The sequence below is a fragment of the Martinezella paranaensis genome, from assembly GCF_014200235.1.
Classification (GTDB): domain Bacteria; phylum Pseudomonadota; class Alphaproteobacteria; order Rhizobiales; family Rhizobiaceae; genus Rhizobium; species Rhizobium paranaense.
Map to the genome: position 1 here is coordinate 439,352 of NZ_JACHBI010000004.1, position 25,463 is coordinate 464,814.

General features: G+C 60.7%; 26 protein-coding genes and 1 tRNA gene. 9 read left to right on the forward strand and 18 right to left on the reverse strand.

Annotated elements, in window-relative coordinates:
* Positions 1-30 precede the first annotated feature (30 nt).
* The 3 genes from GGD50_RS13405 to ftsE form a co-directional block, all read right to left on the reverse strand.
* A complete protein-coding gene (locus GGD50_RS13405) occupies positions 31-753 on the reverse strand; it encodes a YdcF family protein (RefSeq protein ID WP_107109511.1) in 723 nt (240 codons plus the stop codon).
* A 69-nt stretch (positions 754-822) separates the two neighbouring features.
* Positions 823-1,869 carry a cell division protein FtsX gene (locus GGD50_RS13410; RefSeq protein ID WP_414124472.1) on the reverse strand — a complete coding sequence of 349 codons (1,047 nt, stop codon included), beginning with the start codon at positions 1,867-1,869 and terminating at the stop codon, positions 823-825.
* Positions 1,862-2,521: a cell division ATP-binding protein FtsE gene (gene ftsE, locus GGD50_RS13415; protein ID WP_028754819.1), complete on the reverse strand. Its 660-nt coding sequence runs from the start codon at positions 2,519-2,521 to the stop codon at positions 1,862-1,864. Before ftsE ends, GGD50_RS13410 begins: the two co-directional genes overlap by 8 nt.
* Positions 2,522-2,731: 210 nt before the next feature.
* On the opposite strand from ftsE, the gene GGD50_RS13420 reads away from it, so the two are divergent.
* The 3 genes from GGD50_RS13420 (at position 2,732) to GGD50_RS13430 (ending at position 4,572) form a co-directional block, all read left to right on the forward strand.
* Positions 2,732-3,397, forward strand: coding sequence for an FxLYD domain-containing protein (locus tag GGD50_RS13420; RefSeq protein WP_107109509.1), 666 nt, complete (start codon positions 2,732-2,734; stop codon positions 3,395-3,397).
* A gap of 86 nt (positions 3,398-3,483) precedes the next feature.
* Complete coding sequence (gene hpt, locus GGD50_RS13425; RefSeq protein WP_107109508.1) at positions 3,484-4,026, forward strand: hypoxanthine phosphoribosyltransferase; 543 nt, start codon at positions 3,484-3,486, stop codon at positions 4,024-4,026.
* A 186-nt stretch (positions 4,027-4,212) separates the two neighbouring features.
* Entirely contained in the window at positions 4,213-4,572 is a 360-nt protein-coding gene (locus tag GGD50_RS13430; RefSeq protein WP_028754822.1) for a response regulator, read from the forward strand.
* A 55-nt stretch (positions 4,573-4,627) separates the two neighbouring features.
* Here GGD50_RS13430 and GGD50_RS13435 read toward each other — a convergent pair whose 3' ends face one another.
* The 4 genes from GGD50_RS13435 to argH form a co-directional block, all read right to left on the reverse strand.
* Entirely contained in the window at positions 4,628-7,405 is a 2,778-nt protein-coding gene (locus tag GGD50_RS13435) for a TIGR02302 family protein (RefSeq protein WP_107109507.1), read from the reverse strand.
* A 250-nt stretch (positions 7,406-7,655) separates the two neighbouring features.
* Positions 7,656-8,927, reverse strand: coding sequence for a diaminopimelate decarboxylase (gene lysA / locus GGD50_RS13440; RefSeq protein ID WP_107109506.1), 1,272 nt, complete (start codon positions 8,925-8,927; stop codon positions 7,656-7,658).
* A gap of 13 nt (positions 8,928-8,940) precedes the next feature.
* Positions 8,941-9,135 carry an LPS translocon maturation chaperone LptM gene (gene lptM / locus GGD50_RS13445; RefSeq protein ID WP_107109922.1) on the reverse strand — a complete coding sequence of 65 codons (195 nt, stop codon included), beginning with the start codon at positions 9,133-9,135 and terminating at the stop codon, positions 8,941-8,943.
* Positions 9,136-9,234: 99 nt separating this feature from the next.
* On the reverse strand, positions 9,235-10,635 hold the full coding sequence (argH, locus tag GGD50_RS13450) for an argininosuccinate lyase (protein WP_107109505.1): 1,401 nt from the start codon (positions 10,633-10,635) through the stop codon (positions 9,235-9,237).
* A 23-nt stretch (positions 10,636-10,658) separates the two neighbouring features.
* On the opposite strand from argH, the gene tlpA reads away from it, so the two are divergent.
* Together tlpA and GGD50_RS13460 are read left to right on the forward strand one after the other, a co-directional pair.
* On the forward strand, positions 10,659-11,324 hold the full coding sequence (gene tlpA / locus GGD50_RS13455) for a thiol:disulfide interchange protein TlpA (RefSeq protein ID WP_107109504.1): 666 nt from the start codon (positions 10,659-10,661) through the stop codon (positions 11,322-11,324).
* Between the two features lie 127 nt (positions 11,325-11,451).
* On the forward strand, positions 11,452-13,287 hold the full coding sequence (locus GGD50_RS13460; protein WP_107109503.1) for a tetratricopeptide repeat protein: 1,836 nt from the start codon (positions 11,452-11,454) through the stop codon (positions 13,285-13,287).
* Between the two features lie 93 nt (positions 13,288-13,380).
* Here GGD50_RS13460 and GGD50_RS13465 read toward each other — a convergent pair whose 3' ends face one another.
* The 6 genes from GGD50_RS13465 to GGD50_RS13490 all read right to left on the reverse strand — a co-directional run bounded on the left by GGD50_RS13465 (position 13,381) and on the right by GGD50_RS13490 (position 17,960).
* The gene (locus GGD50_RS13465) at positions 13,381-14,259 is read right to left on the reverse strand and encodes a 3-hydroxybutyryl-CoA dehydrogenase (RefSeq protein WP_107109921.1); all 879 of its coding nucleotides are present in this window, start codon (positions 14,257-14,259) and stop codon (positions 13,381-13,383) included.
* Positions 14,260-14,407: 148 nt separating this feature from the next.
* A complete protein-coding gene (locus GGD50_RS13470; protein ID WP_183937752.1) occupies positions 14,408-15,337 on the reverse strand; it encodes an electron transfer flavoprotein subunit alpha/FixB family protein in 930 nt (309 codons plus the stop codon).
* A gap of 24 nt (positions 15,338-15,361) precedes the next feature.
* Positions 15,362-16,111, reverse strand: a complete 750-nt coding sequence (locus GGD50_RS13475) for an electron transfer flavoprotein subunit beta/FixA family protein (RefSeq protein WP_183937754.1) — start codon at positions 16,109-16,111, stop codon at positions 15,362-15,364.
* 200 nt (positions 16,112-16,311) lie between these two features.
* Positions 16,312-16,890: a cob(I)yrinic acid a,c-diamide adenosyltransferase gene (locus GGD50_RS13480; RefSeq protein ID WP_183937757.1), complete on the reverse strand. Its 579-nt coding sequence runs from the start codon at positions 16,888-16,890 to the stop codon at positions 16,312-16,314.
* A gap of 13 nt (positions 16,891-16,903) precedes the next feature.
* A complete protein-coding gene (locus GGD50_RS13485; protein WP_183937759.1) occupies positions 16,904-17,107 on the reverse strand; it encodes a twin transmembrane helix small protein in 204 nt (67 codons plus the stop codon).
* Positions 17,108-17,126: 19 nt separating this feature from the next.
* Positions 17,127-17,960, reverse strand: coding sequence for an SDR family oxidoreductase (locus GGD50_RS13490; RefSeq protein ID WP_183937761.1), 834 nt, complete (start codon positions 17,958-17,960; stop codon positions 17,127-17,129).
* A 98-nt stretch (positions 17,961-18,058) separates the two neighbouring features.
* On the opposite strand from GGD50_RS13490, the gene GGD50_RS13495 reads away from it, so the two are divergent.
* Positions 18,059-18,985 (forward strand): YihY/virulence factor BrkB family protein, encoded by a 927-nt coding sequence (locus GGD50_RS13495; protein WP_107109431.1) that lies wholly within the window; start codon positions 18,059-18,061, stop codon positions 18,983-18,985.
* On the opposite strand, the gene gluQRS is transcribed toward GGD50_RS13495, so the two are convergent.
* Positions 18,950-19,831: a tRNA glutamyl-Q(34) synthetase GluQRS gene (gene gluQRS, locus GGD50_RS13500; RefSeq protein WP_107109430.1), complete on the reverse strand. Its 882-nt coding sequence runs from the start codon at positions 19,829-19,831 to the stop codon at positions 18,950-18,952. The genes GGD50_RS13495 and gluQRS overlap by 36 nt on opposite strands.
* 43 nt (positions 19,832-19,874) lie before the next feature.
* On the opposite strand from gluQRS, the gene GGD50_RS13505 reads away from it, so the two are divergent.
* Together GGD50_RS13505 and GGD50_RS13510 are read left to right on the forward strand one after the other, a co-directional pair.
* Positions 19,875-20,519, forward strand: coding sequence for a DNA-3-methyladenine glycosylase family protein (locus GGD50_RS13505; protein WP_107109429.1), 645 nt, complete (start codon positions 19,875-19,877; stop codon positions 20,517-20,519).
* Between the two features lie 111 nt (positions 20,520-20,630).
* Complete coding sequence (locus GGD50_RS13510; RefSeq protein WP_028754837.1) at positions 20,631-21,188, forward strand: HNH endonuclease; 558 nt, start codon at positions 20,631-20,633, stop codon at positions 21,186-21,188.
* A 251-nt stretch (positions 21,189-21,439) separates the two neighbouring features.
* Here GGD50_RS13510 and GGD50_RS13515 read toward each other — a convergent pair whose 3' ends face one another.
* The gene (locus tag GGD50_RS13515) at positions 21,440-21,949 is read right to left on the reverse strand and encodes a disulfide bond formation protein B (RefSeq protein WP_107109428.1); all 510 of its coding nucleotides are present in this window, start codon (positions 21,947-21,949) and stop codon (positions 21,440-21,442) included.
* Between the two features lie 15 nt (positions 21,950-21,964).
* The gene (locus GGD50_RS13520; protein WP_107109427.1) at positions 21,965-22,558 is read right to left on the reverse strand and encodes a YqaA family protein; all 594 of its coding nucleotides are present in this window, start codon (positions 22,556-22,558) and stop codon (positions 21,965-21,967) included.
* Positions 22,559-22,776: 218 nt separating this feature from the next.
* Here GGD50_RS13520 and GGD50_RS13525 point away from each other — a divergent pair, with 218 nt between their 5' ends.
* On the forward strand, positions 22,777-23,688 hold the full coding sequence (locus GGD50_RS13525; RefSeq protein WP_107109426.1) for a COG3904 family protein: 912 nt from the start codon (positions 22,777-22,779) through the stop codon (positions 23,686-23,688).
* Positions 23,689-23,713: 25 nt separating this feature from the next.
* Here GGD50_RS13525 and GGD50_RS13530 read toward each other — a convergent pair whose 3' ends face one another.
* A complete protein-coding gene (locus GGD50_RS13530; RefSeq protein WP_146144004.1) occupies positions 23,714-24,790 on the reverse strand; it encodes a hypothetical protein in 1,077 nt (358 codons plus the stop codon).
* Between the two features lie 491 nt (positions 24,791-25,281).
* A tRNA-Leu gene (locus GGD50_RS13535) sits at positions 25,282-25,366 on the reverse strand.
* Between the last annotated feature and the right edge of the window lie 97 nt (positions 25,367-25,463).

Below are 25,463 nucleotides of genomic sequence, written 5' to 3' on the forward strand. Positions count from 1 at the left end.
TAAAAAGTCGGTCGCGTTTCGCCGACGATCTTAGCTCGGATCGTCGTCCGTCTCCCGCGAGCGCAGGCCGAGCGGGCGTCCGAGCCCCGTGAGATTGCGGGCGCCGGCGAGAAGTACCTTAACGTATTCGGAGAGCATGGTGCGCAGCGCATTGGGATCTGTGAACCAGTTCGTGGTCTTGAGATCGGAATTGACCACCGGATAGGGAATGAAATCCGTGGCCGGATCGACATATTTCAGCTCGGCCAGGCTGCGCGGCATGTGATAATTGTTGGTCACCACCAATATGCTCTTGTAGCCGCGGGCGTGAATCCATTTCGCGGCCTCGCGGGCATTGCCGATGGTGTCGAGGGCGTCATAGCCGACATCGACGCAGCAATTGAAGAGGCTGACGGGGCTTTGGGTCAGCCTGCGGATTTGCGACGGCGTGGTGGTCGGATGGACGCCGGAGATCAATAGCCGATTGCCGGCGCCGGTGCGCAGCAATTCCACCGCCTGCCCTATGCGCTGATAACCGCCGGTCAGCACGACAATGGCATCCGCCTTCGGTTCCAGTGGTGGCTTTAGCGTGGTGATCGAATCGGCGAAATGCAGGAAGCCGCCGAAGACAATAGCGACAAGGATGATGAAGCCGAAGCCGCCCCAGCGCAAGAACCGGCGGAAGAGGCTGCGCCGCACAGGCCTGTCGCTGCGGGATTGCTCCCGCAACGTCTGCGAGCTCACTGCCTTGCGAGTCGTCAGGTCCATGCTCATGATTCGTCATTATGCGCTAATTGCGGCAAGTAGCAGGCTATTAGATCGTAAAAAATCGTCGCCGTAGCGTCAATTCTGCACAGTTTCGGTCCTCCCCGGGTCGGAGCGGATCAAATCGATCTCGTAAATGGTGCGCATGACGGTAAAGCGCGCCGTGATCGTGGTGAGCAGGGCGATGATGATCATCGTGGCGAGAATGCCGAGATAGCCAAGCGCGCCAACCGAAAATGTGCCGAACAGAGCGGTTGCCTGATCGGTTTGCGGCGTGGCGATCGTGCGGCTTTGCAGAAAGCCGGCGCTGGCGAAGAAAAAGGCGGCAAGCGCGCTGCCGGCTGCCGAACCCTTCAGGCTGATCTTCAGGAAATGCTTCTGGAATTCGGTGGCGACGAAGGTGCTCTCGGCGCCGACGAAGTGCAGCACCTCGACGATGTGGCGATTGCTCGAGAGCGCGCCGCGCGTGGCAAAAACCACGGTCAGCACCATGGCGGTGAAAACCAGGAGCAGCACGCCGGTGCCGATGAGAACGGTGGTATGCGCCATCGAGACGAGCCGATCGACCCAGGTGCGGTGATCATCCAGCGTCGCCTGCGGAATTTGGTCCTTGAGAAGGTTGCGCATCGCCTCGAAATCGGGGGGATGCGTTTCGTCGATGGTGATGATCACCAGGCGGGGGACGGGCAGCTCTTTGAGGTCGAGCCCAGCGCCGAGCCAGGGTTCGAGCAGTCGCGCCGTCGCCGCCTCGTCGACGATCTGGCCACTTTTGGTGCCGACGAAACCGAGTGCGATATCGCGGGCGCTGGCGAGCGCTTTGTCCATGTCGAGATTGTCGTCCGGCTTGATCTGGATGGTGATCTCACGGGAAATCTGGCTTTCCCAGCTTGCCGCCGTCGAACGCACCATGCTGACGGCGCCGAGCGTCAGACAGGCAAGGAACGCCATGATGGCGATGACGACGATCAGCGCATTGCCCTGGATGTTGGAGGACGGCACGATCGGTCCGGTTGGGCGGACGCGCATTTCCGGCCGTCTCCTCTCCGGCGGAGATGCGACGGGTCTTTCCTTGTTGTTGGCAGCCTCGGCATTCGAGGCTCTTCTGCGTGGGGTGGGCTCAGTCATAGATATCGAGATGCCCTCCCGATAGAATCATGCGCCGGGCCTCGATCTGATCCATGAGGGTGAGGTCGTGCGTGGCGATGACGACCGCCGTGCCGAGGCGGTTGAGTTCGAGGAACAGGTTGAGCAGCCGCCGCGCCATGGGCGGATCGACATTGCCGGTCGGCTCGTCGGCAAGCAGGATTTCCGGGCGATCGATCAGGGCGCGGGCAATGGCGGCGCGCTGCTTCTCGCCGCCTGACAGCACCGGCGGCAATACATTGATGCGTTCGCCGAGGCCGACCCATTTCAACAGCTCCAATACGTCGGTACGATAGGAGCTTTCCTCCTTGCCGCGCACGCGCAGGGGGAGGGCGACGTTTTCGTAGGTCGTCAGATGTTCCAGCAGCCGGAAATCCTGGAAGACGATGCCGACGCGGCGGCGCAGGAGCGGCAGTTCGTTGCGCGGGATCGAGGAAATCTCACGATCGAACATGCGGATCAGTCCGCGGGTCGGCTGCAGCGACATGAAGAGAAGCCGAAGCAACGTCGTCTTGCCGGCGCCAGAAGGTCCCGTCAGGAACTGGAACGATTTTTTCGGAATGTCGAAGGTCAGGTCGCGGAGGATTTCCGGGCCCATACCATAGCGCAAACCGACGTTCTCAAAATGAATCAACGGGCAGTCCACTCTTCCGCAGTGTTCAATCAGGCGACTTGTTAACCAAGGCCGTTAACAGCCGGTAAATTTTGCTGGAAAGGCGCCCGATTCATGGCGATCTTTGCGAAGCATTAACCATTAAAATTTACGACTGGGCAGGATTCGTTTCAATGCCCAGAATTCAGATGGGCGTGGAAACCATGTGGATCACCGGAAAGGGAGGTCGCCATGGGCACTTTTCGCCACCGCCAGCAACAGGCGGGATTGATCTATGACCTGCTGCCGCCCGAACGCGCACTGGGTTCGGGACTATCGCGCCGCTTCGGGCCGAAGGAAGATGTCGTCGACGCCGAGTTCGTGACGGTCATCCCCAGCCGCATCAGGACCGCGTCGACCAGCAACACCCGCGACAGGGCTTCCCGTCCCGGGCAATCGTCGCGGCCGGCTGCTAAGGGCACTCTCCGTCATGCATTCACGAGCCTGCGCCTTGCCGAGGGTTGGCTGCAGCAGGCGTCGCGCCGCAGTTTCGTGGCGCTCATCGTTGCTCTGGCCATCCTGGTCTTCGGACTTGCCGGTGGTTTCTCAGGGCTATCAGGCACGCCGGCACAGGCGACGTCGGAGCCGCTGCAGTTCTCGCATGTGACGCTGACGCCGCATGACGAGAACGGCATGCGGGTGGTCACCGTCAACGGCATCATCGAGAATGAGACCGGCGCCACGTTCTCGGTGCCGTCCGTCCGCGCCGATATCTTTTCCGGCGGTCAGTTGCTGACAAGCGTCGTGGTGAACCCGCCGGTCAATCGCATCGGACCGCACGAAAGCCGCGGATTTTCTACGCGATTACAGCATCCCGGTGGAAAAATGCCGGATGTTCGCCTTTCCTTTATGCCCTAGGGGGTGTGTCGGCCCCCTGGATTGTGCTAGGGCCTAGAGCTTGATCGGCGGAGAAGCGCCGCAACAGCCATGGAGCATGCCAATCAATGCCTGTCGTACGCGGGAAGAATATCGAGCCGCTTTTCACCGCCGAACAGATCGCCGAGCGCAACCACGCCATGGCGCAGGAAATCGCCAGCGGCCCGACGAAGGATCTCCTCGTCATCGCCATTCTCAAGGGCTCGTTCATTTTTGCCGCCGATCTGCTGCGTGCGCTGCATGAGACGGGGTTGGCGCCGGAAGTCGAGTTCATCACGCTCTCGAGCTACGGCGCGGGCACGGTCTCCCAGGGCGTGCGCATCGTCAAGGACATCGACAGCGATGTCAGGGATCGCGATGTGCTGCTGATCGACGACATCTTGGAATCCGGCCGCACGCTGCGATTCGCCAAGGAATTGCTCTACGAGCGCGGCGCCCGCCACGTCACGCTCGCGGTGCTACTCGACAAGAGCGTCAAGCGCCAGGAAGAGCTGGAGGCCGACTATGTCGGTTTCGAATGCCCCGACTATTTCGTCGTCGGCTACGGCATGGACGTCGCCTATGCTTTCCGCGAACTGCCCTTTGTTGGCGTGGTAACCGGGGACGCCTGAGATTTCGGAGCCAGAAATGGCTACCGGTTTTGGGACAATCCGATGCTCTCGCAATCTGTCCCAATACGCTCCAGCGATGACGACTCATTAACCACGGAGCCGCATCGCACCACCGTCGTTTACCTATCGCAAACGGAATTCTGGTGATTTCGGTCGCGGAACATGACGGACCACGGAGCATAGACCATGGCAAAAATTCTGATCACGGAAGACGAAGATTCTCTTCGCACCTTTGTCGCCCGAGCCCTGCGCTTGGACGGCCACGAGACCGAAGAGGCGGCCGATGGCGCCGAAGGTTTGGAAAAACTGAAGCAGGGCGCTTACGACCTGCTGCTCTCCGATATCCGCATGCCGGTGATGGACGGCATCGAATTGGCGCATCAGGCTGCCTCGACTTGCCCTGGCATGAAGATCCTCTTGATGACCGGCTATGCGGAACAGCGCGAACGCGCCGACGATCTCATGGAAAAGATCGTCGATGTCGTTTCCAAGCCCTTCGCTTTGCCGGATATCCGCAAGGCGGTTGCCCGCGCGCTTGCTGCCTAAGCGGCAAGATCATCGGAATAGGCTTCGCCGATAGCGGCGAAGCGGGGGTGACCCCTTATTGGCCCAAATTGAGTAGGCGTTCGAGATAACGCCGTTCTTCCGACAATGACGGATTGTTGCTCAGCCGCTCGCGGATCGCATCCAGGATTTCGCGGGCGCGCTGTGGATCGATGCGATCGGGCACCTTATTCTCATTGGCGTCGTCGCCGAAGGGGTCGCCATTGCGCAGACGGCCAAGCGGATCGCGGCCGTTCTGATTACCCTGGCCGGCCTGACCTTGCTGCTGCCCCTGGCCCTGACCCTGCTGCTGTTGCATCTGCGCCATAAGCTGATTCATCATGTCGCGTGTACCCTTGCGCAGTGCGTCGAGGGCGCGGCCCTGGCCCTGTACGGCGGCTTCGCCGTTGCCCTGGGCGAGGTCTCCGGAGGCGCCCTTCATTTCCTGTTGGGCCTTGCCGTAATTCTGGTTCGGCTTCATGCCCATGGAGCCCAGGTCCTTTTGCAGTTCGCCGAGCTGCTTGCCGAGTTCATCCTGCTGCTTGCGCAATTGCTTCAGGGCATCGCGCAGTTGATCGGCGGTCATGTTGTCCGTCTGATTGCCGTCCTGCTGCTTTTGGCCCTGTTGTTGGCCTTGCTGATTTTGGCCCTGCTGGTTCTGGCCTTGCTGCCGATCCCGTTGGCCCTGATCCTGCTGCCCTTGGTCCTGCTGCGTCGGATCATTCAGATCCGGCATAGGCTGGTTCAGCGCATCGTCGCCATCCTCGTTGGGATCGCCGCGCTGCATGCGGTCGCGCATGGCCTGGTCGAGCTTGAAGGTCTGCTCCATCAGCTTCTGCTGGTCGCGCAGGATGCGGCCGAGCTTGTCCATCTGCTGGCGCATCTTGTCGTTGGCTTCGCCCTGCTGCTGGTTCTGGCCGCGCTGCGGCCTGCCTGCCTGCAGGTTGTTCATCATCTGCTGCAGTTCGGAAAGCATCTGCTGCGCCGCTTCACGATTGCCGGAGCGGGCGAGATTTTCAATCTGGTCCATCATCCGCTGCAGATCCTGCTGGCGCAGAATGTTGGCCGACTTCTGGTTCGGCTGCGCCGGCATGTTCTTCATGCGCTCGGCGAGCTCCTTCATATAGTCGTTCATCGCCTTGCGCAGTTCGTCCGTCAGCTTCTTGATCTCGGCGTCGGAGGCATTGCGCTGCAGAGCCTCGGATAGCTTCTGCTGCGCGTCGCGAAGGGCCTTCTCCGCATCGGTCAGTTGCGCGTCTTCCATGCCGAGCGCGATCTGCCACAGGTAGTCGGCGGTATCCTTCAGCGCGATATCGCCGTGAGCGAGCTTCATGCGTGTCAGCGCCGATTTGAGCAGCAGGTAATTGCCGAGATCGGGGATCGTCTCGTTCGGGCGGATCGTCAGCGATTGATTGAGTTCAATCGCCTCGGGCATCTTGCGGGTATCCAGCGCAAAAATCTGGCGTTCCTCGGCAACGGCGGCGGCGAGTGGCTCGCTGAAATTGCGCGAGGGGAGGGTCATTTCATAGGGCGCGCTGCGGCCGGTCTGACCAGCGCCGTCACGCGCGACGAGGGTGATACGCACCTGCTTGCCGGCAAGCGGGTCCTGCGTCAGGTCGTGGTTTGCCAGCCCCTTGCCGTTGCGGCGGTCGCGGCGCGAAATCTCCAGCCTGTATTCCGGCAGGCCATAGAGGGGCGTCGCCTGGGGATCGGTCTCGACAGGCACGATTTCGGCATGGGCCTCTTCGACGCCGTAGTCATCCTTGACTTTGAAGCCGATTTCGAGCGCGCCGTTGGCGGTTGCGTGCGGAATGCCGTCGAAGGCGATTTCTGGCGGCTTGTCGGCGACGACTTTGAAAGACCAGGATTTCCCGTTGACGGTGAGCTTGCCGCCCTTTTCGAGCTTCAGCACATGGGTGCGGGCGACCATGGCGTCGGTGCCGGCCGGGGCGGCGGCGTTATTCGACACCGGTTGTACGGTCGGAGGCGTGGCGGCATTGCCGTTTGCCGGCTGCTTGCTCGCATCCGCGGCCTGCTCGGGAATCTCGGCGTCATTGTCGCTGCCGGCGGCCTGAAACAGTACCTTCTCGTCCGTTGTAGCGCCGGTGACGCGCACGGTCAGTTCGGAGAATTGCGGTACGTTGACGCTGTCACCGGTATTGGCGGCACTGCCCGTCAGGTAGACGGGCGCCCCACCGGTATAATAGGGCGGCGTCACCCAGGCATCGACGCGCAGATCCGGATTGACGGACGTCACGGCCGGAGCGGTGAAGGCATCGGTCAGCGAGCCGCCGCCGTTGGACATGGAAAAGCTGAATGCCGTCACCAGCAGCAGCGCAGGAATGGTGCGAAGTGCGAAGCGGTCGTAGCGGGCGATGTCAGGACGTGGCAGGCCGGCGTCCAGAGCGGCGATCCGCGCCGCCATGCGCACCTGATGCTCCCGCCACAGCGCCCGGGCAAAGGGCGTGTCGAAGGCTGGCTCGTCCTCCTGCACGGTGACCGGCTGATGGGCGAGGCCGTTACGCTCCTCCAGCATCCGGTCGGCTTCGGCGACCGTCGGCCAGCGCAGGCGGCGGAAGGGGAAAATGGAGACGGCGAAGGCGATGGCGAAAACGGCAAGCAGGCCGAGGCGCAGAACATCCGGGGCGATGCGGAAAATACCGAACCAGGCTGCAGACAGGAAAAGAGCCAGGATCGAAAGCGGCACCAGCAGCAGGGGCAAGATTTGTTCGGATGTCAGGACCAGCCGCGCAAAGAGACGCTTGACCGCAACCAGCCGCGCCAGCGCCGGACGGGTGGCGAGCGCGCCCTTCTTGAGGTTGCTGGGGCTGGTCATCGGTCCGGTTTTCTCCCCGATCTGACGTTGATGGCTATCTCTCTGTTGGAGACGCTGGGGCGTCGCATCGGCCCGCAATCATGGCGCCCGGCGAGACGCCTTTCACAGGAAGATAACATTCTTTGTGGCGAAGACGAGGGCAAGCGGTGGTGAAGGCCGCTTTTTCATCGGATTTCGCCGAAACGTGATCAAGCTCTTTGGTCGGGCATAGCGCGTGAATTTCATCGAAAATCGGCTCGGATTTCCGAACTCACACGTCGAACCAGGGCGGGATCGAATCGAGGCCAATCAGCTCGTCATAGGTCTTGCGCGGCCGAATGACATGGAATTTGCTGCCCTTGACCAACACTTCGGGCACCAGAAGCCGGCTGTTATAGGTGCCGGCCTGCACCGCGCCATAAGCGCCGCCGGAGCTGACGGCCAGCAGATCGCCGGGCTTCGGCATCGCCATTTCACGGTCGAGCGCCAAATAGTCGCCGGTCTCGCAGACCGGGCCGACGACGTCGGCCTTGATGCGCGGGGCATTGGCGGCGGTGATCTCGACGGCACGAATTTCGTGATAGGCCTCGTAAAGCGTCGGGCGGATCAGGTCGTTCATGGCGCCGTCAACAATGACGAAAGTCTTGTGGCCGCCATCCTTCACGTAGATCACCTCGGTCACCAGGATGCCGGCATTGCCGACGATCAGGCGGCCGGGCTCGGTGACGATCTTGCAGCTCAGGCCGCTCAACTGATTCTTGACGATGTGGGCATAGGCTTCCGGCGCCGGCGGCGGATCGTTGTCGTCGCGGTAGGGAATGCCGAGGCCGCCGCCGATATCGACATGGTGGATATCGTGGCCGTCGCCGCGCAGCGTCTCGACGAGATCGCGCAGCAGCTTGAAGGCGTCCTCGAAGGGTTGCAGCTCGGTGATCTGGCTGCCGATATGCATGTCGATGCCGGTGACCTTGATGCCCGGCAAATTGGCGGCGCGGCCGTAGACGGCGCGGGCACGCTCCCACGAGATGCCGAACTTGTTTTCCTTCTTGCCGGTCGAAATCTTCGCATGCGTGCGGGCATCGACGTCGGGATTGATGCGGAAGGAAACGGGAGCGACCTTACCGGCGCGGACGGCGCGCTGGTTCAGCACTTCCAGTTCCGGCTCGGATTCGACGTTGAAGCAGTAAATGCCGGCTTCAAGCGCCACATCCATCTCCTCAGCAGTCTTGCCGACGCCGGAGAACATGATGCGGCTTGCCGGGATGCCGGCGGCCAGAGCACGATGCAGTTCGCCGACGGACACGACGTCGACGCCGGCGCCGAGCCGGCCGAGGGTCTTCAGCACCGCCTGGTTGGAATTGGCCTTCATCGCATAGCAGACCATGGCGTCGACATCGCCGAAGGCTTCGGAGAAGACGCGGTAGTGACGCTCGAGGGTTGCCGTCGAATAGACGTAGAATGGCGTGCCGACCGCCTTGGCGATTTCCGGAACGGGAACGTCCTCGGCGTAGAGAATGCCGTCGCGATATTGAAAATGGTTCACGGTCGAGGCCTGTTTAGAGAAGCGGATCGAGGAGGAACTTCTTGTCCTCGGTGCCCGGCTGTTTCGTCGGCTTGGAGACGTCACCGCCCTTGGTTGCCGCTGCACTTGGCGGATCAAGATCGCCCTTGCGGCCACATCCGACGACGGCAAGGCCGATGACCGAAAGCACGACGGCCAGGCGGATGATATGCGGCATGTTGATCTGCATCGAAATCCTCTTGGGCGGCAAACGCGGAAGCAGTCCTTCATAGCGAAGTTTCCGGGCCTTGTGCACCCTGATTGTTGATTGTGATTTTCGGCGATTTTCTCAGTTGCGAGCACGCCAGAAGGCGATCTGCTTGCGTACCTCCGACGGCGCCGTGCCACCGTAGCTCTTGCGGCTGGCGACCGAGGCCTCGACGGTCAGAACGTCGAAGATGTTGGCCGTAATCGCCGGGTGGATCGCCTGCAGTTCTTCGAGCGATAGTTGGGCAAGATCGCAGGACTTGCTCTCGGCGAGTGCAACGGCGCGACCGGTGACGTGATGGGCGTCACGGAAAGGCAAGCCCGCTTCGCGCACCAGCCAGTCGGCAAGATCGGTGGCGGTCGAATAGCCGGAGCCGGCTGCCGCCTTCATGCGGGCGGTGTTGATTGTCATGTCGCGCACCATGCCGGTCATGGCGGCAATCGCCAGTTCCAGGCTTTCGGCGGCGTCGAACACCTGTTCCTTGTCTTCCTGCATGTCCTTGGAATAGGCGAGCGGCAGGCCCTTCATGATGGTCAGGAGCGCTACCAGCGAGCCGTTGATACGGCCGGTCTTGGCGCGCACGAGCTCGGCGGCATCCGGGTTCTTCTTCTGCGGCATGATGGAGGAGCCGGTGGAGAAGGCGTCGGAGAGGCGCACGAAGCCGAACTGCGGCGTCGACCAGATGACGATTTCCTCGGCGAGCCGCGATAGGTGCATGCCGGCGATGGCGGCGATCGACAGGAATTCGATGGCGAAATCGCGGTCGGAAACGGTGTCGATCGAATTGCGCGTCGGCTCACGGAAGCCGAGCGCCTTTGCGGTCATGTGGCGATCGATCGGGAAGCCGGTGCCGGCAAGGGCTGCCGCGCCGATCGGGGATTCGTCCATGTGCTCGATGGCGTGGCGCACGCGCGAGCGGTCGCGGCCGAACATTTCGACATAGGCCATGCAATGATGGCCGAAGGTGACGGGCTGTGCCGTCTGTAGATGGGTGAAGCCGGGCATGACACTCTCGGCATGTTCTTCGGCGCGGTCGAGGAAGGCGGCGATGAGATCAGTCAGCGCCTGTTCGCATTTCTGCAGCTCTTCCTTGACCCAGAGGCGGAAATCGAGCGCCACTTGGTCGTTCCGCGAACGGGCGGTGTGCAGCCTTCCGGCGGCCGGGCCGATCAGCGTCGCGAGCCGTGCTTCGACATTCATGTGGATGTCTTCGAGGCGGCGGGAAAATTCGAAATTGCCGCTCTCGATCTCTGACAGGATCGTGTTCAGGCCGTGAACGATCTTGTCTTTATCCTCGGTGGAAATGATGCCTTGATGAGCGAGCATGCCGGCATGGGCGATGGAGCCGCGGATATCCTGTGCAAACAGCTTCTTGTCGAAACCGATCGATGCATTTATCTCCTCCATGATCGCCGCGGGGCCGGAGGCGAAACGTCCGCCCCACATCTGGTTGGAGGATTTGGTGTCCGTGCCGTCAGCCATGAGATGCCTACCTGGAGAATGTAATGACAGCAAAGAAGCCGTTCGGTCTGCCGTCTATGAAACTCGTTCTGCTTGCCGCCGTCGCTGGGGTTATTGCGGGCGCGGCAGCGGTATACGTGAAGGAGGCGGGGTATGGCAATGGCGTTGGTGAAACGGCCTCATCCGGGCAATGCGATACGGCAAAGGATCGCGCCGCAGCTTTGACGCCCTTTACCAAGGGTCAGGTCGCTGCCATGGCTGCGCCGCAGACGCCGATCTCGCTGCAGAATGTTGCCTTCAAGGGGCCGGACGGCCAGCCGCTGTCGGTCGGCAGTTTCTCCGGCAAGACCTTGCTTCTCAATGTCTGGGCGACATGGTGCGTGCCGTGCCGCGAAGAAATGCCGGCGCTGAACGCGTTGCAGAAAAGCTTGGGCAATGACAAGTTCGAGGTCGTCGCCGTCAATATCGATACGGGCGACGACGAAAAGCCGAAGACGTTCCGCACGGATTACGGCATCGACAAGCTCGGCTATTATCGTGACAGCACCATGGGCGTCTTCAATGCGCTGAAGAAGCAGGGCCTTGCTTTCGGCCTGCCGGTGACGCTGCTGATCGACGGCAAGGGCTGCCTCGTCTCGGCCATGAACGGGCCGGCGGCATGGGACAGCGAGGACGCAAAGAGCCTGGTGAAGGCTGCGATAGCGCTGTGAGGCCGTTTGCGCGCATCGTGAGACACGAGATTTGGATCTGATCGAATACGGGGTCATCCTCGGGTAAGGCCCGGATGAGAGACTAGGGCAATCGCCCAACCCGTTCTCTGTTTGAAAATCGATCCAGATGAATCAGTCTCCGGCCCATACTCTGCCCGATGCATCAGCGCTTCCCTCCATCCTGATCCAGGCTGCGACCTTGATGGGTGCTGGCAGCTACGAGGATGCTATCAATCTGTTTCTATCGGCTGGCGAGCTTGTCAGCCGTGAACCGATCGCGTCCAATACGCTGGGTTTCTTGCTGCTGAACGTCGACAGGCCGCAGGATGCCATCGTTTGGTTCGAAACAGCGCTCCGCCTCAAACCCGATTACATACATGCGATGTCAGGTCTTGGCATGGCATGTCAAAACACCGGCGATCTTGCGCGGGCGCTGCAGTGCTATGAGAGAGTGGTTGCCGCGCAGCCGGATGACGCGGCATCCTGGTACAACCATGGTGTCGTGCTTGAGGAGGTGGGGCGCTCGGTCGAAGCGCTTTCGAGTCTCGAGCGGGCAATCGCTCTCAAGAGCGATTACAGCCTGGCTTTTTCCAAGCGCAGCCAGGTCGTAGAGTCGCTGCGCAATGTGCCGGAAGCCATACAAGAAGCCTTGCGCAACTGCCATCAGTCGCCCGAAGACCCAACATCGTGGTCGCGGCTTGGCGATATTCTCCAGAAATCCGGCGATTTCGACAGGGCGATAGCAGCCTATGACAAAGGATTGTCGCGCTTTCCCGAGGATTTTCGCTGCCTCTGCAACAAGGCGCAGGCGCTGGAGGCGACCGGTCGCTGGCGCGAGGGCCTAGCTACGGCGCAACGGGCGCTGCGTGTCGAGCCGACCGATCGCGAAGCATTGATGCTTTGCGGAAAGTTTGAGCTCAAGCTTGGAAATCCGGCGGCGGCGCATGTTTGTTTTCTGGCGGTCGCCGAGATGGGCGTCGTCCGCAACTATCCGGCGGCGAAAAGGCCAGCAAAGTTTCGAGTGCTGCTGCTCTTCTCACCCGAAGCTGGCAACACGCCCTATGAGGATCTGATCAGAGACAGTTACTTCGACACGGAGGTGATCTTTATCTTGCGTGGTTATCGCAATGACCCGCAAGTCCGCAGCGATCGGGTTGATGTCATCGTCAATCTCGTTTCGGACACTGATTTTGGGCTCGATGTGATGGCGTCTGCCATCGATGTTGCCGATTCCCTGGAAAGGCCGGTCGTCAATCACCCGCGGCTGATGTTGGCGACGGATCGCGAATCCATCTCGCGACGCCTGAGCAGCGTTGCGAACGCGGTCATGCCGACGACCATTCGTATCGAGGCCAAAGATCTGTGCCGGCGGGTGCGTGACGGCGACACCGGCGCCTTTCCGGTGATCGTGCGTCATACCGGCAAGCATGGCGGCGATATGATGGAACTGGTGGCGGATGCCGGCGCCCTGCTGAGCTTTGCCGAGGACGCCGGAGAGCAGACCCTCTATCTGACGGATTTCGTCAACTACAGTTCACCCGACAGGCTTTTCCGCAAGTACCGCTTCGTCTTCGTCGGAGATGAGATACTTCCCTATCACCTGGCCATCGGTGATGGCTGGAAGGTGCATCATGTCACGACGCGCATGTCCGACGTCGAGTGGATGCGCAAAGAGGAAGAGGCCTTTCTGAACGATCCCGGCAGCGTCTTCGGGCTAGAAGGCATGGCGGCCCTCGATGCCATCCGCCGTCAGATCGGTCTCGATTATTTTGGTATCGATTGTTCGCTCGATTCCCAGGGCAGGGTGGTGATTTTCGAGGTCAACGCCTCGATGCTGATCCACATTCACAATGAGCGCTTTGAGTATAAGACGCCGCATGTGAATAGAATCAAACGATCGTTTGAGCTGCTTCTGGAGCGGCGCGCCAACGAGTACCGCGCATCGGTTTTGGCTTCCCGGTAACGTCCCCTCACCACGCGCTTTCGCGCGACCTTTGCCGGGGTTGAGCCACAGGTCTCAACCCGTCCTTCAGACCCCCATTGGGGGCGAGGTATTCTACCGTGTCGGAACCGGCACTTCGCCGCGATAGTCGTAGAAGCCACGGCCGGATTTGCGTCCGAGCCAGCCGGCTTCGACATATTTCACCAGCAGCGGGCAGGGGCGATACTTGGAGTCGGCGAGCCCGTCATGCAGCACCTGCATGATCGACAGGCAGGTGTCGAGGCCAATGAAATCGGCGAGCTGCAGCGGGCCCATCGGGTGGTTGGCGCCGAGCCGCATGGCGGTGTCGATGGCATCGACGGTGCCGACGCCTTCATAAAGCGTATAGATCGCCTCGTTGATCATCGGCAGCAGGATGCGGTTGACGATGAAGGCCGGGAAGTCTTCGGCCACGGTGATCGTCTTTTCCAGCGAGGTGACGTAGTCTTTGGCGGCGGAGAAGGTCGATTCCTCGGTGGCGATGCCGCGCACTAGCTCGACCAGCTTCATCACCGGCACCGGGTTCATGAAATGGATGCCCATGAAGCGTTCCGGCCGGTCGGTCGCGGATGCGAGCCGCGTGATCGACAGCGATGAGGTGTTGGTGGCGAGGATCGCCTCGGGCTTCAGGATCGGACAGACCTGAGCGTAGATCTTGCGCTTGACGCTTTCGTCCTCAGTCGCGGCCTCGATTGCGAGATCGACGTGGGCAAGGTCGTTGAGATCGGAGGAGCCGGTGATGTGCGACAACGCCGCCTTGCGGTCCTCGTCGCTCATCTTGCCGGAAGCGACGTGCCGGGCAAGGTTGCCGTTGATGGTGGCAAGGCCGCTTTCGATGCGATCCTGCGACAGATCGTAGATGTGAACCTTGTAGCCGGCCAAGGCGGACACGTGGGCAATACCGCAGCCCATCTGGCCCGCGCCGATAATACCAATCGTCTTCAGCGAACTCATTGCCAACTCCCCGGCGGCGCGTTCTTGAAGGCGCGCCATGCTTTGCATCATAAATTTGCCGGACTATTTCTAGCCCGGCAAGATTGATAGCTCTATAAAGGACAATTTTCCAGTCTTTCGCAACTGCGAAAGAGAGTGATCGGTGCGATCACAGCGCCTTTTCGAGTTCGGGCAGCGCCTCGAACAAGTCCGCGACGAGGCCATAGTCGGCGATCTGGAAGATCGGGGCCTCTTCGTCCTTGTTGATGGCGACGATGACCTTGCTGTCCTTCATGCCGGCGAGATGCTGGATGGCGCCGGATATGCCGCAGGCGATATAGAGCTGCGGCGCCACCACCTTGCCGGTCTGGCCGACCTGCCAGTCGTTCGGCGCATAACCGGCATCGACGGCAGCACGGCTTGCGCCGACGGCAGCACCGAGCTTGTCGGCAACCGGCAGGATGACTTCCTTGAACTTTTCCGCCGAACCGAGGGCGCGACCACCGGAGATGATGATCTTTGCAGACGTCAGTTCCGGACGATCCGAGGTCGACAGTGCGTCGGCAACGAAGGTCGACAGACCGGGATTGGCGACCGCCGCGATCGCCTCGACGGTGGCCGAACCACCCTCTGTGGCGGAAGCAAACGAGGCGGTGCGCACGGTGATCACTCGTCTGGCATCGCTTGCCTGCACCGTCTGGATGGCATTGCCGGCATAGATTGGCCGCTTGAAGGTGTCGGACGACACGACTTCGATGATTTCCGAAACCTGGGCGACGTCAAGCAGGGCTGCAACCCGCGGCATGACGTTCTTGCCGACCGAGGTGGCGGCCGTCAGGATGGTGTCGTAGCCTGCCGCCAGCGACACGATGAGATCGGCAAGCGGCTCGGCAAGATTGTTGGCAAGCTCGTCGCTTTCCGCCAGCAGCACCTTGGAGACGCCGGCAAGTTTGGCCGCCTGCTCGGCCGCCGCCTTGGCGGCCTTGCCAGCGACGAGAATATGCACATCGCCGCCGATCTGGCTTGCTGCCGTCAGCGCCTTGGCGGTCTGGTCGGAAAGGCTTTGATTGTCGTGGTCAGCCAGAAGAAGAATGGCCATGGTGAAGTTCTCCCTTTCCTATCCTCAGAGCACGCCGGCTTCGGTCTTCAGCTTCTCGACCAGCTCGGCCACCGACTTGACCTTGACGCCGGCCTTGCGGCCGGACGGCTCCTCGGTCTTCAGCACCTTCAGCCGCGGCTCAGTCGAGACCCCGAAGTCGGCGGGTGCCTTCTTGTCGAGTGGCTTCTTCTTCGCCTTCATGATGTTCGGCAGCGAGGCATAACGCGGCTCGTTGAGGCGAAGGTCTGATGTGACCACGGCTGGAAGCTTGACCTCGATCGTCTGCAGGCCGCCGTCAACCTCGCGGGTCACCTGAGCCTTGCCGTCACCGATCTCGATCTTCGAGGCGAAGGTTGCCTGTGCCGTGCCGAGCAATGCCGCCAGCATCTGGCCGGTCTGGTTGCTGTCATCATCGATCGCCTGCTTGCCGACGATGATCAGGCCCGGCTGTTCGGCATCGGCGACGCCCTTGAGGATCTTCGCCACCGCCAGCGGCTCGACGGCGTCGTCGGTCTCGACCAGGATGGCGCGATCCGCCCCCATGGCAAGCGCGGTGCGCAGCGTCTCCTCGGCCTTCGCAGGCCCGATCGACACCACCACCACTTCCTCGGCCTTGCCGGCCTCCTTCAGGCGCAGCGCCTCCTCGACCGAAATCTCGTCGAACGGGTTCATCGACATCTTCACATTCGCAAGCTCAACGCCCGATCCATCCGGCTTCACCCGGATCTTGACGTTGTAATCCACTACCCGCTTAACAGGGACGAGAATCTTCATGGAATCCTTCCTTCAACACTGCGCCCACAGAACATGGCCTGTTCAGCGCCTCTCCGTTTGTCGAATGGCGACATGGATACGCGTTTTTACCCCAATTACAACGCTCGCATGACGCAGAATGGCAAATTGCTCTCGGGACATAAATAACGTTTACGTCAACGTCAATAGGATGGATGCCGGCAGGCACAATTTGCCTCACCCTACCGATTCTTACCCGGAACCCACAGCACATCGGCACGCCCCTGATCATTCGCGTGGCGCGCCGCGACAAACAGGAAATCCGAAAGACGGTTGACGTATTTCATGGCCGCCGCGCTGACGCGTTCGCCCTCGCTGCGCGACAGGGCCACCATCAGCCGCTCGGCGCGCCGCGCGATCGTGCGGGCGAGGTGGAGGTGCGCAGAGGCGGGGCTGCCGGCAGGCAGAATGAAGGATCTCAGCGGTTCGAGATGGGCATTGAGCGTATCGATATCCTGTTCGATGCGCTCGACCTGGCTTTCGATGATGCGCAGCGGCTCGTAGGAGAGTGGTTCGTCCGTTTCCGGTGTGGAGAGATCGGCGCCGAGATCGAAAAGGTCGTTCTGGATGCGCATCAGCATGGCATCCAGTTCGGGCATGTCGGCGGTATGCAGCCTGACAACGCCGATGACCGAGTTGGTTTCGTCGATCGTGCCATAGGCTTCGACGCGCAAATCGTGCTTCAGCCGGCGGGGGCCGGCGACAAGGCCAGTGGTGCCGGCATCGCCGGTTTTGGTGTAGATCTTGTTGAGCTTGACCATGGTGATCCCGCCGTCAGGTCGGACGGCCGCCGCCGGTCAGCCACAGCGTCAGCATGATCAGGATGACCGCGATTGCCTGCAGCAGCACGCGAAGCTGCATCAGCCGGTTGGAGAGATTCGGATTGTCGCCCTTCATCATGTTGAACAGGCCGCGAATGAGGACGATCACGACCAGGCCCATGACGATGATGGCGGCGATATAGGTAACGGTAGACATTGCTTCGGGCCTTCGTCTTTCAATCCAACCGGCGCATCAGACGATAGAAAAGGTTAGCCGGCAACAGCCTTTTCAGAAGAACACCCTGTTTTGCAGGCGTGGTCACAACATAATGCGGACGGGGATTCTTGGCGTTCAATGCGGATTTTAACACGTCATAGACCGCTTCGGGTCCCAATTTGTGCCTGTTGACCGGGCCTGTGCCATTCAGCCGCGCCAATTGCCGCCGATATTCGACAGCATGGGCCGAATGTTCGAGGTCGATATGCTCCTTGATCTTGGCGAGCGCATTGGCGGTAAAGCGCGAGGTGATCGGGCCGGGCTCGATCAGGCTGACATGGATGCCGCTATCCTGCAGCTCCATCCGGAGGGTGATCGTCAGGCCCTCCAGCGCGAATTTCGAAGCCGTGTAAGCGCCGCGGAAGCGATAGGGAACCAGGCCAAGAATGGAGGAAACATTGACGATGCGGCCTCGGCCCTGCCTGCGCATCAGCGGGATCACCTGCCGCGTCAGCTCATGCCAGCCGAAGAAATTCGTCTCGAACTGTTCGCGGAGCACATCCGTGGAAAGATCCTCGACCGCGCCCGGCTGGCCATAGGCGCCGTTGTTGAACAGGGCGTCGATACGGTCGCCGGTCCGTTCGCGCACGGTTGCGACCAGCGCCGAGATCGTTTCCGGCAGGGTATAGTCCATCAGCAGCGTTTCGATCCCATCGGCTTCGAGGGAAGCACGGTCGGCCTTCTTGCGCACGGTTGCGAAAACCCGCCAGCCGTCCGCCTTCAACGCGCGGGCGCAGAAAGCGCCGATGCCGGAAGAACAACCCGTGACGATGATGGTGCGTTGATCTGCCATGGAATGATTCCTGTACAAACGAAGAGTCGTTTCCCATATTCAAGGACCCGACACAATCGACAACCGGCAGACGAGAACCGGGCTCAAGCGGAGATGGAATGCCGATATTCGTTCGTACGCTCTATAGGGTCGTCTACGACGCGGTGTTTCATTTCGTCGAGGACGACGGTTTCGCGATGGCAAGCCATGTGGCGCTCTCGACGCTACTCGCTGTTTTTCCGTTTCTGATCTTCGGCACGGCGCTTGCGAGTTTCCTCGGAGCCAGCCAGTTTTCCTCGACGGCGGTGCATCTGATTTTCGATACCTGGCCGGAGGCGATCGCCAAGCCGTTGGCGGATCAGGTGGTGCAGGTGCTGACCATTCCGCGCGGCGGGCTGCTCACCATCTCCGTGCTGGCCGCGGCCTATTTCGCTTCCAACGGTGTGGAGGCGTTGCGCATCTCGCTCAACCGCGCCTACCGCGTGCCGGAAAACCGGCCCTGGTATTTCAATCGTCTTGCGAGCCTCGGCTATGTGCTGATCGCGGTTTTGATCTTTGCCCTCCTCAGCATCATGCTCGTCGCCGTGCCGCTGGTGCTGAATTATACGCGGGAGTGGGTGCCGCGGCTTGCCGATATTCTGGAGGTCGTCTTCAGTTGGCGCATCTATGGCACTGTCTTCCTGCTGCTTGCCGGGCTGCTGATCCTGCATCTGTGGCTGGCAGCCGGCCGGCGGCGGCTGTTGGATGTCATCCCCGGCGTGTTCCTGACATTGCTCTTCTGGTCGCTCGGCGCATTGATCTTTGCCTATTACCTCGCGACCTTCGCCAATTACACGGCCACCTATGCCGGTCTTGCCTCGGTCATGATCGTGCTGGTTTTCCTCTACATGCTCGCGGTGATCTTCATTCTGGGCGCGGAGTTCAATGCGGCGTTGATGAAGTTCAAGGTGCGGCGCATGCTCTTCGGCAAGGGCGGTCCCGAGGCGGATAAACAACGATTGGAAAACCAATCACAGGCCGAGGCGGCGGCGAAGCTCCGCCGGTGACCAGCCCTGCCGGCGCCATTCGGCAATGCCGGTATCGCCCTGGCTCTTCGAGAGCTTCTTGCCGTCTTCGCCGAGAATCAGCCGATGATGATGGTAGAGCGGCTGTGGCAGGTCGAGCAGGGCCTGCAGCAGGCGGTGGACCGCGGTGGCGTGAAAGAGGTCGAGACCGCGAATGACATGGGTCACGCCCTGTGCCGCATCGTCGACGACCACGGAGAGATGATAGCTTGACGGCGCATCGGAGCGCGACAGCACGACATCGCCCCAGGCAGAGGGATTGGCAAGAATATCGCCCCTCTCGCCATCGCCGTTTTCCTGCCAATGCAGCGCCCCCCCGACCTCGGTGATGGCTTTTTCCATGTCGAGCCGCCAGGCGTGTTTGAGGCCGGCGTCGAGCAAGCGCTTTCGCTCCGTGGTGCTACGCAGGCGATCGTCGGGCGGATAGAGCGGCGTGCCGTCCGGATCACGCGGCCACGGGCTGCCGCTGGCAAGGCCTGCCGCGACCCGTGCCTTCACTTCCCCGCGCGTCAGAAAGGCGGGGTAGACGAGGTCGCGCGCGATGAGCGACTGCAGGGCGGCTTGATAGGCCGGGAGGTGTTCGGACTGCCGGCGCACCGGTTTTTCCCAGGAGAGGCCCAGCCAGGCGAGATCGGCAAATATGCCCGCTTCGAATTCGGGTGTGCAGCGGGCCTGATCTATGTCTTCGATGCGCAGGAGGAAACGGCCGCCGGCCTGCTCCGCCATGTCGTGATTGAGGATCGCCGACAAGGCGTGGCCGAGATGCAGCGGGCCATTCGGGCTCGGCGCGAAACGGAAAATCGGCTTTTGACGGGGAATCGCGTTCATGCTTTCTTCTGCCACGAATTTTAATCCCGCACTACGAGAAGCCATGCACATCATCCGCGGCGAAGACGATATCAGGGAGGGGCTGGCGGCGCTGGTCGAGCTCGATCCGCGCCTGCGGCAGATTGTCTCCGAGGCGGGGCCTGTGCCGCTGCGCCTGCGCGAGCCGGGCTTCGAAGGGCTTGCCCATATCATCGTGTCGCAGGTCGTGTCGCGGGCGAGCGCCGATGCGATCTGGGGGCGGATGACGGCGAGGACCGGGCGGGTGACCGCCGAAGCCTATGCCGGGCTGGAGCCGGATGCCTGGCGTGGTTTCGGCCTGTCGCGAATCAAGGCGGATACGCTGGAGCGCGTTGCCGACGCCGTAGTCAGCGGCGGCCTCGATCTTCAGTCGCTGAGTGCCGAAAGCCCGGAAAAGGCGCTTTCCGGGCTGACTGCCATCAAGGGAATCGGCCCCTGGACGGCGGAGGTCTATCTGATGTTCTGCGGCGGTCACGCAGATGTGTTCCCGGTCGGCGACGTCGCCTTGCAGGCGGCTGTCGGCATGGCATTTGGGCATGAGGTCAGGCCCTTGCCCAAGGCTTTGGCCCGGGAAGCGACGGCTTGGATGCCCTGGCGCTCGGTCGCGGCCCGGCTCTTCTGGGCCTATTATGCCGTCAAAACCCGGCGTGACGCGCTGCCTATCGACTGATCGGACGCTCTCGTCGATTCGACGCTATGCACTGAATTTATTGGACTTCACAATCCTGTAACAACCGGCCTAATATACAGATACAGATGCCGAATCGATCAGGAGGGTTCCTTGACGATTGCAGTCTCGCCGCAGTCCTTGCCAGCGCTCGTGTTGAACGCTGACTATAGACCGCTAAGCTATTACCCCTTGTCGCTCTGGTCCTGGCAGGACGCGATCAAGGCGGTTTTCCTTGACCGTGTGAATATCATTGCTGAATACGATCAGTCCGTATCGTCGCCCAGCTTCTCGATGCGGCTGCCAAGCGTCGTCTGCCTCAAGACTTACGTCCAGCCCTCCCGCAACCCTGCCTTTACCCGGTTCAACGTCTTCCTGCGCGACCGGTTTGAATGCCAGTATTGCGGTAATCATGACGATCTGACCTTCGACCACGTCATCCCGCGCGCCCATGGCGGCGAGACGACTTGGGAAAATGTCGTCGCGGCCTGTTCCCCATGCAACCTGCGCAAGGGCAGCAAGCTGCCAAAGCAGGCCGGCATGTTCCCGGCGCAGAAGCCCTACCAGCCGACCGTGCAGGACCTGCACAACAACGGCCGCCTGTTCCCGCCGAACTATCTGCACGATAGCTGGCTCGACTATCTCTACTGGGATACGGAACTGCAGCCGTAAGGTTGATTGTCTTGGAAGGTCGGGCGAGTTCCGCTTTGCCGCGCTTATTTGCATGGCCCCTCACCCTAGCCCTCTCCCCGCAAGCGGGGCGAGGGGACGACAGCGCAAAATAATTGGCCTCACCATATGAACATAGGCGGCGTCGGGCATTGTAGAGCTCCCTCGCCCCGCATAGGCGGGGAGAGGGCTGGGGTGAGGGGCCAGGCACGTAGCTGCAACAGCCGCTCGCTCGCCTGACGAGCTCAGTTCAATCAACCCGCCTTCTTCACACCCATAAACGCAATCGCCGCCAGAATGACGCTGGCGATCACGTTCCAGCCGGCCATCGACAAGCCGAGGACGCGGAGTGCGGCTTCCGTGCAGGACGGGCCCTTGATGGTGCTGAGTTCGTTCAGCAGGTCGCCGGCATTCTGCGTCATGCTGCTGGCAGTCGTGGAGCAGGTCGTCGGGCCGGCCCAGAAGTGCCATTCGACGCCGGCGTGATAGACGCCGATGCCGCCGCCGACCACCATCAGGATGCCGGCAATGGCGAGCAGCGCGCGGGTGATCCACGAGGGCAAGCCGGCCACCGCCGTCAGAGCGGCAACGATCGCGACGGGAATGCCGTAATAATAGGGCTGGCGCTGCTCAAGGCAGAGCGCGCAGGGAATATAGCCGCCGATATATTGGAAGCCGAGCGCCGAGCCGATGACGATGATCATGCCGACGGCAAGCAGCGCGGAATAGGTGAGGCCGGCGCGAGAGGTCAAGGTCTTAGACATGCAAGGGCTCCGTGCTCAGTGCGCCAGCACATAATGGAAGAGGATATAGAGAAGAATGAGGACGACGGCGGCCGCCATGGTGATCTGGCCCAGGCGCTTCTCGATGAAATGCCGGATCGATTCGCCATAGCGGCGCAGCAAAAAGGCCAGGAAGAAGAAGCGGGCGCCGCGGGCGACGATGGCCGAGATGATGAACAGGCCGAGATCGATATGGGCGACGCCGGAAAGGATGGTGACCACCTTGATCGGCGGCAGATGCGCCAGGCCCGACGTGACGAGCAGCAGAACGACCCATCCGTAGGTGACGCCGGCGCTCATCTGGTTGAAGGCGTCGAGCTTGCCGTAGAAGATAAGGATAGGCTTGGCGATCGCCTCGAAGGCGTAATAGCCGAGCGCCCAGCCCGCAATGCCGCCGAGCACGGAAGCGACCGTCGCCGTCAGCGCATAGCGCCAGGCGCGCTCGGGCTTTGCGAGAGACATCGGCAGGAACAGGACGTCGGCGGGCACGAGGAAGATCGAGCTTTCAACGAAGGCGATAATGGCCAACCAAACTTCCGCCGATTTGCGGCGGGCCAGCGACATGGTCCAGTCGTAAAGTCTACGAAGCATTCTGCCCCCTTTTGCTGCGTTGCACACCTTTAGGGGGGAGGATTATGGCTGTAAATGGTCGGGGGATGACGGAAAGGGCACAAAATCAAAAATTTTCGTGATGGTGGGTGTTCGGCGCTGAGACTTTGCCCGGTCGTCAGTGCCCAAACCAAAATCCAACACCCTTGAAGTGCAGCGCATTGAATGCTCAATACTCGGTGTATCCAAGGGGGGCATCGATGCGTCACTTACTCTTTGCGGCGTTATTTTTGTTTTCTTCTCTCGCGGTCGGTCACGCAGCCCAAATAACCAGCGAGCCGGGTGTGAGCGGGATTGACCTAATTACTGTGAAGGGCGTGATCAACGTTGGTGATGACGCGGTGTTCCGCAGGTTGGCGACGGCATCTGATAAGGCCCTCGTCGTGCTGAACAGCGAGGGAGGCGCGCTCAGCGCGGGGATTGAGATAGGCCGCGCTATCCGCTTGCGTGGTTTTGCAACGGTGGTCGCGCAGCAGACATTATGTGCTTCTGCCTGTGCCCTCATATGGCTGGCCGGCTCTCCGCGCTTTCTCGATCGGGCATCGAAGATTGGCTTCCATGCTGCTTTTCGCTTGGCCGATGGAAAGGCGAGTGAAAGCGGGGTCGGCAATGCTCTGGTAGGTGCCTACCTTGATCAGATCGGGCTTCCAGAAGCGGCAATCATATATGTGACGACGGCCCCACCCGAGGGGATTGAATGGTTGACGCCAGAGAAAGCCACGCGGGTTGGCATAGCGTATCAGCCAATAGAACCGGAGACTGCAGCACGTGCACCGCGGTCGGAGTCGGAGAGTGTCTTTGACCCCATGACCACGGTAAGTGCCTTCTATTCTGCTCTGTCGGCGGCCGATGGAGAAAGGGCGTCAGCGCTGGTCGTGCCTGAAAAGCGCGGTAAAGGCCCCTTCAACGAACGGTCGATACAGGATTATTTTGGTGACATGTCGATGCCGTTAACTCTGCGCAGCGTCACTAGGTCAAACGATGAGGTTCGTGTCGCCTACGACTATGTAACGAATGCGGGGAGAACTTGCCATGGTCGCGCAGTCGTTCAGACTGTCTTTGTTTACGGAAAGACGCTCATTTCGCGCATCAAAGCTTTGGATGGTTGCTAAACTGGTCGAGCGCAGCGGTGTTCCGCTATTTGGCTGAACAGCATACCTTTTTAGCATAGGCATTTCCGTAAGTCGCAATGGAGTCGTCCGGGATAGAGCCATTTGCCTTCATCGTTTCCAGGAGGGTCTTCGCTTCATTGGGCTCAAACGTTCTGTCCAGCGCGATGGCGAACCATCCGTTTCTCGATATGTATGCAACAAGGGGCAGACCAGAGGAACGGACGTACTGCTCAGTCTGAGCCAGATTGTCAAAGCTCTTCACCTGCACGAATTGCCTGCCAAAAGGTGCTGCGTCGAATTGGTCCACCCAGACCCAATCGCGGAACATATACCCAACTCTTGAGCCCACCCTTACACGGTACCACTTGCCGGTGTCGCCAAGGATAGTGGCAGGCGAACCGTTGGCGAAATTCTCAACAGTTGGCGACGCCATCGTAGGGGTCGCCTTAAGAGGTGCCATCCCCTTGTAAGTCTGCACCTTCCCTGATCGCGCTGCGGGGATTGACAGGTCCAGGGTCGGTGCGAGGACCGGTGGAAGGCTTGCTACTGCCGGGGCAGTCTGTGCGTTCGGCCAGGATGTCGACGGAACTGCAGGAGTACCTGACGGATTGACCTGTGCAGAGGCGTTGGGCAGTGGTTTCGCCCCATTTAGGGCAACGCGATACTGTTCCATCTCGCTACCAGACAAATAGCGGATGTCGTCGCTGTCGTACTTCAAAGCGAGCTGCATCAGCGCGGGGTCAATGCCCATCTCAGTCATGTAGGTCATGACGTCGGCGGTGAGTTGCTGGACTGCGGAAACTGCGTCAGAGACATTCATCCCACTAGTGTCGGCAAATGACGACTTGTGCACGCCAATCGAGCCGGGGTCTGCAAAGCGAATGACACCGCCCATGAAGGCAAGCGCACACGCGGACTCGCACTCTCCGGCCCTCACTTGAACGGTCGCTAGCCGTAGCGAGCGGATCAATCTACCAAGCTCCATGGCTTTCAGGACATTGCCGCCCGGTGACTTGAAAAGGATCACGCGCGTATTGTTTGCTTGGACGGCCGTCACGAACTTTGACAAGTCTTCGTTTGCGTCAATCTCGCCAGCAACCAACAGGAAGTTTCCAGCCTCCGCGGTTTGTCCGGGAACATAAGAGAGGCTCGCCTGCGCGGTTCCACATCCTAGCATAAGCGCCATTAATGCGCCGGGCGCCCATCTCCACCAATACCGCCGGAACATAATACGCCCCCCACGCCATGCGACCTGACCCACCTTGATAGTGCGCCAGAGTAGGTTGAAGCGCAAGCTGCGTGTATTGGTGGAATATAATCGCCAAAAGGCTGCATATATCCTCCGGAAGTTTTAGCCGTGAGCGTCTTCGAATAAATCGCGACATCAGCCCGTGAACCGCATAACTCCTGTAAGCCACTAGCGGGTTCGGTAGAACGGCGTCAAAATAGGCGCGGCACCTGCCGCCTGTGTTCGAGGCTGCCGGTCTTTATCACGCATTTCACGGTAATTCTTTCGCACTCCATCCGCCTTCAGTACCGGCAGGACGAATTAGCGCGTTATTTCCAATGATATAGGGTTCTCAGTCTGTAAGATGGTGCCCCATGCCGGAGTCGAACCAGCACTTCTTTCGAAACTCGATTTTGAGTCGAGCGCGTCTACCAATTCCGCCAATGGGGCAACGGATCGCAACGAGGCGGGTGTCTAACATGTGATTGGCCGGACGCGCAAGACGGGTTGCGAAGGAATGCGTCTTGTTTTCCGGGACTTGCAATTC